General features: G+C 59.0%; 9 protein-coding genes and 2 pseudogenes. 5 read left to right on the forward strand and 6 right to left on the reverse strand.

The window, feature by feature from the left end:
• Nucleotides 1-11: 11 nt before the first annotated feature.
• Nucleotides 12-1,796: a GMC family oxidoreductase gene (locus tag QCE88_RS40435; RefSeq protein ID WP_309911568.1), complete on the reverse strand. Its 1,785-nt coding sequence runs from the start codon at nucleotides 1,794-1,796 to the stop codon at nucleotides 12-14.
• 87 nt (nucleotides 1,797-1,883) lie between these two features.
• Nucleotides 1,884-2,585: a gluconate 2-dehydrogenase subunit 3 family protein gene (locus tag QCE88_RS40440; protein WP_309911570.1), complete on the reverse strand. Its 702-nt coding sequence runs from the start codon at nucleotides 2,583-2,585 to the stop codon at nucleotides 1,884-1,886.
• 450 nt (nucleotides 2,586-3,035) lie between these two features.
• Here QCE88_RS40440 and QCE88_RS40445 point away from each other — a divergent pair, with 450 nt between their 5' ends.
• The 3 genes and pseudogenes from QCE88_RS40445 to QCE88_RS40460 form a co-directional block, all read left to right on the forward strand.
• Entirely contained in the window at nucleotides 3,036-4,193 is a 1,158-nt protein-coding gene (locus tag QCE88_RS40445) for a Gfo/Idh/MocA family oxidoreductase (protein ID WP_309911572.1), read from the forward strand.
• Complete coding sequence (locus tag QCE88_RS42195; RefSeq protein ID WP_409018330.1) at nucleotides 4,193-5,053, forward strand: trehalase-like domain-containing protein; 861 nt, start codon at nucleotides 4,193-4,195, stop codon at nucleotides 5,051-5,053. Before QCE88_RS40445 ends, QCE88_RS42195 begins: the two co-directional genes overlap by 1 nt.
• Nucleotides 5,054-5,192: 139 nt before the next feature.
• A pseudogene (locus QCE88_RS40460) lies at nucleotides 5,193-6,088 on the forward strand (IS30 family transposase); the annotation flags it as partial.
• 511 nt (nucleotides 6,089-6,599) lie between these two features.
• Here QCE88_RS40460 and QCE88_RS40465 read toward each other — a convergent pair.
• On the reverse strand, nucleotides 6,600-7,757 hold the full coding sequence (locus tag QCE88_RS40465; RefSeq protein ID WP_309911573.1) for a hypothetical protein: 1,158 nt from the start codon (nucleotides 7,755-7,757) through the stop codon (nucleotides 6,600-6,602).
• Between the two features lie 452 nt (nucleotides 7,758-8,209).
• On the opposite strand from QCE88_RS40465, the pseudogene QCE88_RS40470 reads away from it, so the two are divergent.
• A pseudogene (locus QCE88_RS40470) lies at nucleotides 8,210-9,259 on the forward strand (ISNCY family transposase); the annotation flags it as partial.
• A 1,169-nt stretch (nucleotides 9,260-10,428) separates the two neighbouring features.
• Here QCE88_RS40470 and QCE88_RS40475 read toward each other — a convergent pair.
• The 3 genes from QCE88_RS40475 to QCE88_RS40485 are packed head-to-tail and all read right to left on the reverse strand — an operon-like array spanning nucleotide 10,429 to nucleotide 11,419.
• Entirely contained in the window at nucleotides 10,429-10,758 is a 330-nt protein-coding gene (locus QCE88_RS40475; RefSeq protein WP_309911575.1) for a hypothetical protein, read from the reverse strand.
• 11 nt (nucleotides 10,759-10,769) lie between these two features.
• Nucleotides 10,770-11,114, reverse strand: coding sequence for a hypothetical protein (locus tag QCE88_RS40480; protein WP_309911576.1), 345 nt, complete (start codon nucleotides 11,112-11,114; stop codon nucleotides 10,770-10,772).
• A 26-nt stretch (nucleotides 11,115-11,140) separates the two neighbouring features.
• Nucleotides 11,141-11,419 carry a hypothetical protein gene (locus tag QCE88_RS40485; RefSeq protein WP_309911577.1) on the reverse strand — a complete coding sequence of 93 codons (279 nt, stop codon included), beginning with the start codon at nucleotides 11,417-11,419 and terminating at the stop codon, nucleotides 11,141-11,143.
• A gap of 307 nt (nucleotides 11,420-11,726) precedes the next feature.
• On the opposite strand from QCE88_RS40485, the gene QCE88_RS40490 reads away from it, so the two are divergent.
• The gene (locus QCE88_RS40490; protein WP_309911579.1) at nucleotides 11,727-12,017 is read left to right on the forward strand and encodes a hypothetical protein; all 291 of its coding nucleotides are present in this window, start codon (nucleotides 11,727-11,729) and stop codon (nucleotides 12,015-12,017) included.
• The last annotated feature ends 964 nt before the right edge of the window (nucleotides 12,018-12,981 follow it).

Here is a 12,981-nt window from a genome sequence, read left to right on the forward strand (position 1 = left end):
TCTGAATGCCCTCACGCATCGATCAGAGGACGCGGATCTTTGAGGTATTGCTCGCGGATGGCCTTGGCGGACCAGTAAGCGAGCGCGGTGGCGAGTCCCGTCGGGTTGTAGCCGATGCCGACCGGAAACACGCCCGAGCCGACGGCGAAGACGTTGTGCACGTCCCAGCTCTGCAAATAGCGATTGAGCACGCTGGTCTCCCGGTCCGGGCCCATCGCGACGCCGCCCGCCCAGTGCGTCGTCTGATACGGACGCAGATCGAACTGATCGCCCTGCTTCATCATCGTCACGCCGATGGACTTCGGGTTCATCGCGTGCGCCACCTTTATCATCTGGCCGGTGACGTAATGGCTCATGCGGATGTCGTTGTCCTTCCAGTCGAACGTGAAGCGCAACAGCGGCTGGCCGTACGAATCCTTGTAGTTCGGATCGAGATCCACGAAGCAGTCGCGATACACCATGTTCGCGCCGTGCACATCGAAGGAAACGAAGTTGGTGTAGCTGTCCTTCGCGGCCTTCTTCCACGCCGCGCCCCACTTGGGCGTGCCATCGGGAACCGGGATGCCGGAAATCGGCTTCACGCCCGCCGGGTTACACCACACTGGCGCGCCGCCGACGAAGCCGAGCGGGCCATGATCGAAGTTGTCGGCGTTGAAGTCGTCGAGCGCGACGCCGTTGCCGCCCGCGCCGATGAAGTTGTTGGTGTTCTTGCCCGGCTCGAAGAACGCCTTGACCGTGGACATCGTCTGATAGGCGATATTCTTGCCGACCGCGCCCTTGCCCGTCGCCGGATCGTAGGGTCTGCCGACGCCCGACACGAGGAACAGATGCGCGTTGTTGTACGCGAACGTACTCGCGATCACGATCGACGCCGGTTGATGCACCTCGTTGCCTTGCGCATCGATATACGTGACGCCGGTGGCTTTCTTTTTCGTATCGTCGAGATCGATACGCAGCACATTGCAGTTCGGCCGCAGTTCGAAGTTCTTCACCTGCCGCAGCGCGGGCATGATGTTCACATTCGGTGATGCCTTCGAATAGTTGTAGCACGCATAGCCCGAACAAAAACCGCAGAAGTTGCACGGACCCATCTGGCAGCCGTACTGATTCGTGTACGGCTGCGACACGTTGGCCGAAGGTTCCTGAAACGGATGCAAGCCAACTTCGCGCGCCGCAACCTCGAACAAATGCGCGGTGTACGGCGTCTTTTGCGGCGGCAGCGGAAAGTTGTCGGAGCGGTTCGCCTCGAACGGATTGCCGACGCCGTTCGCCACGATCTGCCCTTTCACGCGATACGCCTGCCCCGACGTGCCCATCATCTTTTCCACGAAGTCGAAGTGCGGTTCCAGTTCTTCGTAACTCACGCCGAAGTCCTGCAGCGTCATGCTTTCGGGAATGAATTTGCGGCCGTACTTCTCTTCGTAATGACTCTTGATGCGAAGCTCTTCCGGATAGACGCGCCAGTGCTGTCCCGACCAGTGCAGCCCCGCGCCGCCCACGCCTTCGCCCGGCTTGAACGCCCCGATCTGCCGATACGGCAACGCAGGATCGTTCGCGTTCCAGCGAAACGTGAAGCTGGTCTTCGACATGTCCTGAAACAGCTTCCAGCGTTGCAGATAAGTCAGTTCGTCGATGGTCTTCGGATACGCGCCATCGGGATACGTATCGCGATACGCGCCGCGTTCGAGCGCGAGCACGTTCAGTCCCGCCTCGGTCAATTCCTTCGCCATGATGGCGCCGGTCCAGCCAAAGCCGACGATCACGACATCGACTGGCTTCATTGTTTTATTGCTCATTGTTTTCCCTTGAACGCGAGTGCTCCGCGCTCCTTCGTGGAACCGGTTCCAGAAAGAAACGTAAGAAGTCCGGCAATTGCAGCCAATTCAGCCGATGGACACAGGCGGAAGCGGATAGCGCACGCCGTACTGTTCGACCTGATCCATGTAATCCGCACGCGCGCCGGGAAAGTCGATCATTTTCCAGGCGGCCATGTTCTTGTTGCCGCCGTGCTTCGGATCGCAGAAATAGCCCTCGTGCGTGTTCTGAAGCAGCAGCGCGAAAAAGTCGGCGGGCGGCACGTCGCCGATGGCGAGCTTGCCGTGTTCGAGCTGACCGACGAGCGCGTCTTTCGTGGATTCGTCGAGTTCGGCGAAGACTTTGCCGTGCGCATCGCGCGTAGCTTTATCGAGGCCATTGAGCGCGTGGCGATAGAGGTCGCGCGGCGCGAAAGGAAGTTGATAGCCCTTCAACGGTGACGCATTCTTCGCGAACGGTCCTTGCATGTACCAGAGCGCGCCGTGACCGTAAGGCGTATCCATCTGCTTGTCGATGAATTCGGCGACACCGGCTTCGATCGCGCCGGGGCCGGTTTCATCGGCGGGAATGAGACGGTCGACGAGCGCGTTGAGCGCGTTCCATTCCGAGGCGTTGAAGTAGCTTGGCTGATACTGCGCGTGACTCGATGCCGCGCGCACGATGGTCGAACTGGCGACGCCCGAGCCTAGCGCAATAGCCGCTGGCGCGATGGCGACGACATCGCGCATGAAGCCTCGCCGCGCAGGCGAGATTTGGATAGTCTTTGTCATGTAATCGTGGGTCGTGGAGAAATGACCACCGCAGCTTCGCGACAGTCCGTTCGGATACCGGCCAGTATTCGACTGGCGCGGCATGTCACCCCATGTTCCACGTGCCGGCAGCATCATGACGGCCACCTGACAGGCGAGAGTCTAACGGGTTGCGACAAAAAGCGCTTTGACGGTGACAGCGGGTCGAGATAGATGGCCGCATCGTCAATGGGATGCTTTGCCCGCCGTGCCGGCTCGTCTCATCGGCGAACGAACCCGGCGAAGAAAATCGGCGAAGGAAAATTCGCCACGAAACGGAACCGGTTGCATTCCCTACGTTGCCACGGTCGCAAATCCGGCAGCACAATCGCTTTAGCGCTCAGCTTTGGAAACTCACCGACTGGAACAAACGTTGCGCTGGCTTGCCTGAGCTACAGGCACGCCACACCAACTTCCACGAGGGTTTATCAGATGAGCATCGCATCCGCACTTGGCATCAACAGCGCCCGAAAAATCCGCTACGCAGTCGTCGCGCTCGGCGATATCGCGCAGGAAGCGATGATGCCCGGCGTCGAACACACCGGTAACTCCCAGATCACCGCGCTCGTGTCAGGCGATCTCGACAAGGCGCGCAAGGTCGCCGAAAAGTACGACATCGCCGACCTCTACACCTACGACCAATTCGACGAACTGCTCGCTTCCGAGAAAATCGATGCAATCTATCTCGCCACGCCCAACTGCCGGCATGCGGAGTTCATCGTTCCAGCACTGAAGGCGGGTGTTCACGTACTAACCGAAAAACCGCTCGAAATTTCGACGGAAAAATGCAAAGAGATTGCCGAAGTCGCAAAGGCATCGACGGCGAAACTGATGGTCGCGTACCGGCTGCACTTCGAACCGGCCACGCTGTCGGCTATCGAACGCATTCGTTCGGGTGATCTCGGCGACGTGCGCCTGTTCTCGTCAACGTTCGTGCAGAAGGTCGATCCGGCTAATCATCGCGCGAAAAGCGGTGTCGAAGCAGGGCCGGTCTTCGACATGGGACCGTATCCCGTTAATGCCGCGCGTTACGTGTTCGAAGCGGAGCCGCTCGAAGTCGTATCCGCCGTGGGCGTGCGCCACCCCGACGCCGGACTCGGCGACTTCGACGACACCGTATCCGTCACGCTGCGCTTTCCAGGCGACCGCCTTGCGCAATTCGTGCTCTCCTACACGCTCAACACGCTCGATTCCTTTTTCGCACTCGGCACGAAGGGCAACCTCGCGATGCAACCGTGCTACATGTACGGCAAGCCGTTGCAGCACACCGTCACCATCGGCCAGGATGAAAAATCCGAGTCTTTCAGGAACACCGACCACTTCGGTGGCGAGCTGAAATACTTCTCCGACTGCATCCTGAACGACACGCATCCGGAGCCCGACTTCGAAGAAGGTTACGCCGATGTGCGCGTGCTCGAAGGCATCGTCAAGGCGATGGAAACGGGCCGTCCGGTCACGTTCGAACCGTTCGAACGCACGCGCCGTATCGATACGAAAGCGCAGCTCGAAACGCTGCGTGCGGTGAAGTCGCCGGAACTCGTCGACACGAGCAATCCGGGCGCGGGCGTCGACAAGGTGCCGAAAAACTGATGGTGCGCATTCAACGCAACGCAGACGGTTTCCTGCCGCTCGATGCCTACGCCGCATTGGGCAATGGCCGGTCCGTCGCGCTCAGCGGCGCGGACGGTTCCATCGACTCGTGGTGCGTGCCGAGCATCGATTCGCCGCCGCTGTTCGACCGCCTGCTCGATGCGCGCAACGGCGGCTGCTTTTCGATCACGCCCGTGGAACCGTTCGAAGTGGCACGACGCTACCGCGACGACAGCAACGTGCTGGAGACGGAGTTCGTTACGGCGTCGGGCCGTGCGAAGCTGGTCGAGTCGCACAATAGCGGCTCCGCGGGACGGCTTCCGTGGGCGGAACTGGTGCGGCGCCTCGAGGGCATCGAAGGAAGCATCCGATTCGATATCCGAATTGTATTCGGACGCCGCGACGATTCCATCAGCCCGTATTGCTCGACCATCGGCGGGCGCGACGTGTTCCATGCGGGGCGGATGCTGGGGCTGCTGCTGCACGGTACTAGCGTCGTGATCGATGAACGTGCGGATGAAGGCATTCGTGCGCATCTAACTGTGCGCGCGGGCGAACGCGAGACGCTCGCCGTCGTCGCTGGCGAGGATGAACCGCTCGTCGTGCCGCCCATCGAGGATATCGATGCGCGGATCGATACATCGGATGCCGCATTGCGCGAATGGACGGCGAATATTCGTTATGACGGGCCGTACCGTTCGCTGCTGATCCGAAACGCGCTGGCGCTGAAATTCCTGCTGTATTCGCCCAGCGGCGCGATTGCCGCTGCCGCGACGACTTCGCTGCCGGAGCGGATCGGGGGGAACAAAGGTACCGATCTATCAATAGACTCAAAAGCCAAACTCAGGCGCGACGGCTGAACGAGCGCCCAAGAAAGACCCTGGGTTACGAAATGCCAGCCGAGCGATTCCAGCAAACTATTGCACTAAAATCTGCGTGAGCGGTGGAGGTGTTGCACAGAGACCGAGGACCTATTATTCGGAGAGTCAGAAGGCGCTGATGTGGGACCGTTGGCGCAAAGGCGAAACGATTCATCAGATTGCCAAATTGTTCGATCGAGGCCACTCTTCGATACAGCGGATACTCGCGGAGGCCGGCGGCATCGAGCCACAGCAAAGACACCGCGCACCGCAGGCATTGAGCCTTGCAGAACGCGAGGAAATCTCTCGTTGCCTGGTTGCACGATTGTCGATTCGGTCTATTGCGGCCAGGTTGGACGTGCTCCTTCCACGATCAGCCGCGAACTGCAGCGCAACGGAGGCAGTCAAGGTTATCGAGTTTATATTCAAGCTCGCGGCGCCCTGAAAAAGGAACTGCTTAAACACTTGCGACGCTCTCGAGTCATGCGCCGATCCCGTCATCACACATTGAAAACCGAAGACCGTACGAACACTCGCGATGCTGTATCGATCAGTGAACGCCCCACTACGGCGGAGGATCGCGCAATACCCGGGCACTGGGAAGGCGACTTGCTGTTTGGCAACGCTACGAGCCAGATTGCGACCCTCGTCGAGCGTCACAGTCGATTCGTGATGCTGGTGAAAGTACCCAACAAGAATTCTGAGGCTGTGGTCAACGCGCTGATACGACACGCCAGCAAGTTACCTCGGGAACTATATAAATCGCTGACCTGGGACAGGGGCTCGGAAATGGCCGATCACAACCGCTTTACCGTGGCTACCGACATCAAGGTCTATTTCTGCGATCCACAGCATCCCTGGCAACGCGGCTCGAACGAAAACACGAATGGGCTTCTCAGGCAGTACTTTCCTAAGGGTACTGATCTCTCCGTCTATTCACAGGCGAGACTTGATGTCTTAGCCAGGCGGCTCAACGAGCGTCCCAAGAAAACACTAAACTTCGACACACCGGCTGAGCGATTTCACCAAACCTTGCATCGACCGGTTGAATCCGCCACCGACTTCGGCCACAACCTCCCGTTGGCTGCCTCGGTGACGTTGCCATTCGAACGGCGGTTGGGCTCGCGGAAGCGGCCGTTGGCATGGCTCCATCCGTTCCGCGACCCTTCTTGCGCAGGCGCTCGAGGAAATCATCAAACGTGAACTGCCTAGCGTCCAAGCCCCGCCTCGAACTGCTTGAACCACGCTTTGGCCTGCGCCCGTTCTTCCGGCGTCATTCTGTCCCGCCACTCCTGCCATTCGCGCTCGCGGTCCCGCATCAAGTGAGCATCTTGGTCTCGTTGTCGAGCTTCCAACACTGCTTATTGCCGCGCGCGCTGCTACTCGTGGGTCTTGACCATGCGGTCCCAGGCCTCGGCCATTTTTTGCGGTGACCGAGATGGGTCAGCTTGCGCGACGAGACAGCGATCCGTGTAGCCGGCGACACTCAGTGAGTTTCCGGCAGGCCCGATGATGACCTAGCGTCTTGACCGGCGCGTGGGCCTCGCTAACGGTGAATATCAGGCCGATTCGAATAAAGCTCGTTCCTGCCTGACAGATGCATCTTCGCACTCAAAACGCGGGCGAGTTCTTTCGCGAAGGCCACAGTTTGCTTCGCATCGCCGAGCCTAAACCGTCGCATATGCGGCCCTCGTTCAAGGGCAAAGTGAGGCAAGATGCTCGAGAGGCAGCCGTCGCTACTGACGATGCTCGTCCTGACGATCACATCGGGACGCGTTGCACCGAGTTTTATCCGCGCGACGCGCCGCTCATTCCTGGAGGCGACGCGTTCATCGAATAAAACGATGCGAGTCTCGCTGACTTCGAACCGCAGATGTTGCGCGAAAGGTCGAGCAACAGAGAGGTTGGTGGCCAGATCCGAAAGCAGTGTGGCTTCGAGAGGCGAAACCGATTGCAATGTTCGAACGGCCTCGGCTAGCCCCATGACATCGACCGTCGATAGGCGTTTTTTCGGCTTGACAACGTCCTCTTCCGATACGGATGCGGCCGGCTTTATTGTGGCTTTGGCTCCCCGAGGCGGAACCGGATTCGGGGTTTGCGCGGCCGCGCTTGGCCCGGTGGCATCGACCGTCGATTTCGACTTTTTCGACTTCGCAATGCTCGCTTCTAACACGGATGAGTGCGGCGCCACTGCGGCTTGCTTGTTCGAAGCGCGCGCCGCCGGGCACTTTGCGGTGTATGCGTCGCCATCGTTCCAAACGGATGTGTCCACTTCACCGCTACTGATGAACGACACCACCTCGTTCAGCGCTTCTTCGAAAAACGTGCCGTCCACGCTCGACAACGTCACGATCTTGCTGTTGTCGTCCACGCAGAGAACCCAGTGAAAGCCGTTCGTTACAGCGCCTCGCACACCCGGTTTCAGGTACTTCCGTATGAGCTCCGCCGAAACGGGCTTTCGGAATTGCTTCGCTTCGACCATGACGCGCGGGGAACGAGTGACGCTGTCGAGGAGTGCAATGTCCACCTTCTGAAAAGTCTTATGCGCGCTAGGTTGCTGAAACTCATAGTAAGAGATCAGACCGGACGTCAAATTGGCGAAATCGACCACTGGGCTAATCAGATGATACATAGCCCAGCGCTCCGATGACTGAGGCGCCGCAAAATGTTTGACTAGGTTTTGGATCAAGGCCTGCTTGTCCATAAAGACGTTCCCCGGAACTATTTAATGTGCGACGGTTGGCGCGTGGAACAGCGGCTCATTGGAATAACGGCAGTCTTGGGCGGAACTTGACGAACCGCCCTCATGTATCCGAAGGCTCGTTGATAGCCAACCGTCAGACCTCGATTGTACGGGCGAGGTTCAGAGTTAGCCTACGAATGAGCGACGCTGACGAGATTCATGCAGCGCGGGTCACAATTGATGTGTCGCACGTCCCGAACGAGACCGAGCCAGATTTTGCATGTTCGCGTCGTCGGCACGTCCCTCCCCGATAACGGTCATAGCGCCGCACATGGATTTGACGTCTGTTGGGGGGATCGACCGCAACCCGACGCGGCGGACCAATCGCCGACCGTGATGGCCGATCTATGTCAGACCGAATCCAGCTAGCTGGCGATACCAGACCGCCGCATTCCATGGATTTGACTTATATTCGCGGCCGTCCGGGAAACCGGAAACTCGACGGAGCAATCGCTGGTCGAGCGCTGACGCTGATCCGGGATCGCTACGCCGATTTCGGCCCGACACTGGCCTGCGAGAAGCTGCGTGAATGTCACGGTTTAACGTTATCCAAGGAAACCGTGCGCCACCTGATGACCGAGGCAGGCCTGTGGACTCCCCGCACGCAGCGCCCGCCCAAGATTCACCAACCAAGGAATCGGCGCTCGTGTCTGGGCGAACTGGTTCAGATCGATGGCAGCGATCACCGATGGTTCGAAGACCGAGCCCCGGCGTGCACGTTGCTGGTGTTTATCGATGATGCCACCAGCCGGCTGATGACCCTGCACTTCACCGCGGCCGAGTCGACGTTCAGCTATTTCGAGGCGGCGCGCAAATACATCGAAGCGTATGGCAAGCCGGTGGCTCTCTACAGCGACCGCGCCAGCGTGTTCTCGTGCAACAGTCATTCGAGTACCCCCGGCAAAGGTGTGACCCAATACGGACGGGCCTTGTACGAGCTCAACGTGGATACGCTATGCGCCAACAGCAGTCAAGCCAAGGGACGCGTGAAACGGGCCAATTTAACCTTGCAGGATCGGCTCGTTAAGGAATTGCGGTTGCGCAAGATCGACACGCGGGAGGCGGCGAATGCCTATGCGCCTCACTTCATCGCTGACTTCAATGGTCGTTTTGGGAAGATGCCCAGGAGTGGCTTCGATGCGCATCGCGCGCTGCGCGAGGATGAGGATCTCGACCTGATTCTGACGCATCGGGTGTCGCGTTGCGTGTCGAATAGTTTGACGTCGCAGTACGTCCGAGCGATCTACATGCTGGACGACACGCCGCAGACACGCGCCCTCGTCCATCGCTATATCGACGTGTACGAATACCCGGATGGTCGCATCGAAATTCGGGCGGATGGAGACGCGCTGGCCTATCGCCAGTACGACCGGTCATCCGTGGCGGATCAGGGTGCCGAAGTGGATAACAAACGCCTGGAGCATGTGCTGGCATTATCGCGTCAGGTGCGGATGGAGCGCGACATGGTCATCGGGAACATCCCCAAACACCCTGCCTGAAAAACTAGCAGGATAGGTTGATTGCCCGGTTCAATTTTCGGTCGGCGCGATCCCTACAAGTGGCTCAATTTCCGGTCGGCGTAAACATGTATGCGGATATGATCGTCTTTGTCGCATGAGCTTCGCCTACGTTTGAACGCCAGCTGCGCGTTCAACACTTCACGTGATTGAGATATTCACGCGTCCTGTTCTGCGGTCGCCCTATCGAGGGGTTAGACGATACATTGAACTAGGTGCATCGGTTGGCCACATGTTGCAGCACAGCCCGCCCATGTTCCGTCAAGCGAGGGCGCTCCACTCCCGACGCCAATCTCTCCAATAGAACAAGCTGTCGCTCACACAGCGCATGCAGATCCCTATAGTCCAGTTCACTTTGAACCGGATTTGCATCAAGCAGCATCAATGCCGCGATCTCATGCACAAGCCTGACATCGGCGCCAGGCCGGATCCTCGCAGCCAGCCACAATGCTCGTGAAAGCACTACCAAGGTTACGCTGAAGATTCCGGGAGGCTGGTGGAATTCAATTTGGTAGACGTTTTGAAAATTGGGCGCGCGAGCACTTCGCGGATGTCAGTTCAGCGGCGGTGAGCGTTTTCATGAGCGCATTCGCGGAAGTGACCGATAGATTTCAAACTTCCAAAGCCCGATCCACGCATGGGCGGCCAAGATGGCAGCCACGCTGCAGTACGCCCGCTGCTGGCCTACCATCGGCACGTTAAGGAGAGCGACCCTTATCACAAGGCGCGATGAGTCATTGCCGAGCGAAGGCCAGCGGTGGAAGTGCGGTCCTAGCGGAGGCGCGGGTCTTGTACGACGGCTGGAGCCTCCGTTCGCTAGTCAGTGAGGAGCCGATTCGCACGAGTACGCGCGCGAGCCATTTGTGTCTGCCAAGCATCAAGCGATGCTGACGTGGTGCGCTTGAAAAGCTCGCCCAACCGAGCCCAAGGCGGGGTGCCTGTTCGCCCCCATGCATACGACCGCGTGCGGCGCGTTCGTGGCGCTCGTCTACGCGCCCACGAACTCCCGGATCATGATGTCCACAGTATCGTGCTCGATCTGTGTGAGCATGTACAGAAGTAATCAATCAAACCGCTTCGCAGACGGCATCGCCTTCTCGCGGAGCTCGTGCGCATCATGCCGTTTCCTTCGTGGTGCGCGCGGCGATGGCCCGGGCTTCGTCCCTGCCCTGCTGCGTAAGGGTGAATCGTGCGTAGTTACGCGTGTGACTGTCCTCACGGACCGTCTTCGACTCGCGAGTCGCCTGCCCGCGATCAACAATCTCTGTCAAGTCGACAACCAAGTGGCGAGCGCGCTCGCGCCCGCCGGGCATAACATCCGTCTGCGCGCCTGTTGCGACAATGAAGTCTGCTTCGAAGTCGCGCATGCTCGTATCAATGGACGGGCCGTAGCGACCAGACGCCATTGCGACGAGTAGCCATTCGAGCCGCTCGCGTAGGGCCATGCGCCCGCCGCTCATGCCATACCTCGCATCAGGGTCGCGCGAGCGCTCACCTGCATCTCTGCCAAGGTTTCGCTCGGCGAGAACGCGAAGCGGCTTGCCTGCGCCTTTTGGACGGTCGCGCTGCCCGTGACCGCCCACGCTTTCATCGGATAGCCGCCCCAGCTTTCGTCGGCGCAGTCATTCAGTTCGCCCGTTGCGCGCGCCGCTTCGAGCACGCGACGGATACGTCCATAGGGCACGCCCGCGCGCTTGGTGAGCGTCTTCGCGCGGGTGGGGCCGTACTCCTTCAACTGGGCGATCAGGGTTGCGCGAATTTCGGCATCGCTCGATTGCACAGGTGCGGTGTCGTTTTTCATCGTTGTATCCGTGAGGACGGAGATGCTTATGCGCGGGCGGTCAGCACACCGACGGGCACCGGGCCGGGCGCGTATCTGTCAAACTCGGGCGCGCGACGGCAACCGCCGACCTCGTTCCACGTAAGGTCGAGCATCGACGCAACTTCGCGCCGCGCGCGCGCACCGGATACGGCGAAGACGACAACGAACCTTTTCCCTAGACCTTCGCCGTGGTCAACCTGATACGCTTTAGGCTTCTGTGGGGTTGTCATTTCGGCTCGATCTTCAGGATGCGCCATTGGTGTCTGATTCGGCGTGGCACTCACGAAGTCAATTCCTGCCCGAATTGATGCGTAAGCCATGCAACGAAGTTATGCTGTCTCGAAGTCGTCAGCGCACATATCGGGCCACTGCCGCAAGCCGGTACCGAGAAACGTCACGCGGTTCTTTATGAGAGTCCGCCTTCCTCCGCGTGCGTGTCCGCAGGCGGCCAGATGCGATGTTCAACCAATTCTTGCCATTACTTATGTTCGTCCACGCACTTATGTAAGCATGTTTTACAATGATCCCAAGAATCAATAAGGCGAGGTCGGGCAGATATTTTCCTAGTCTGTCGTCCCCAAAGCAGAAAAATTGGACTCGAACGAGATTGACGACACTGCGTATTTCAGGACGCTTCGCGCCGAAAAGGCAGGCGGACCGCCACCGATGGAGTTGAACGGCGGGCCTACCGCGACCTGGACAATTGAGACAAACGCGCGTTATATCAGCCCGCACTTCTGGCGCGTGGTCGGCGTTATCCGCCTTACGTCCGGCGAACTGTTTTACGACTACGACTTGCCCGAGCAATTCACGACCGAAAGACATGCCTTGGAGGGCGGACGGCAATATGCGCTCGACTGGATAGCGCAACAGCCCGTGTAGTGAGTCGAGTTCGCCGCGCTGCGCGAGCCAACAAGGAAAAATACTTGCTCCGTGGGAAGTTCGAGCGTTGAGATTGGACGTCCGCGCGACTTCGCAACAGCATCGCCGGTATGGTCTTTTCAATCTCTTCGCTTCGAGGCTTCCAGAACGGGGCGAACTGCTCGTGAAGCAGAACGATGCGAGTTTCCTGAGAGTGGCCACTTTCCTTGGGAGCTTGATGGGTTTATCGAGAGACGTTCTGCCGGCGCTTTCCTCTGAGAGCTGGATCGTCTACCAGGTGCGGTCCGATGTTCTATACCTTCATCTCATCTGCGGCACGCGGCGTGACTTACAAGCGCTTCCCTATCGCATCGTTCCTCGTCTGATGTAGCCAATCAAATCGCGCGATGACGGCAAGCGCCGACCTCTGCGCTCCAATGCGTCCGTCAAGGTCCGCCAGTTGGCGCGGCTGCACTAGTCCCACGTCGCCCGGTAACGTGCCGATCTTTGCTTTTTTCGCTTCTACGCCCCAAGCGCGCACCGTCGCCCGAACGCAGCGTTGACACCCGCCATGCGCTATCCGCAATCCAAAAACCGAGCGGACACGGCGCCTCCGAATAGGTCACATTGACGGCCGGAGGTCGAATTTTCATAGAAAATCCAAATCCGGCTATCCCCGGACATCCTTCTGTTTAATCCTCGCATGATGGGATCAGCGCAGAGTCGTGCACCTGTCACATTTCTTTTTCTTCATACCGGATGGATGCGCCCTTCTCGAATGACCGTCGGCGGGCTATTGTCTGATCCGTGCGGTTCATAGGCTCGCGTACTTCAAATCTCGGCGATCAACACCGCAACGGCTTCAGCCCGTTCACAACCTTCACCGGCATCAGGCGCCAAACAGTCTCCGCTCAGACTCTTATGTTCGGATGCAAACATACTGCAACCCATCCGCTTCTCCACAATTCCATGAAGCTCGACAGAT

The organism is Caballeronia sp. LZ035, from assembly GCF_031451175.1.
GTDB lineage: Bacteria > Pseudomonadota > Gammaproteobacteria > Burkholderiales > Burkholderiaceae > Caballeronia.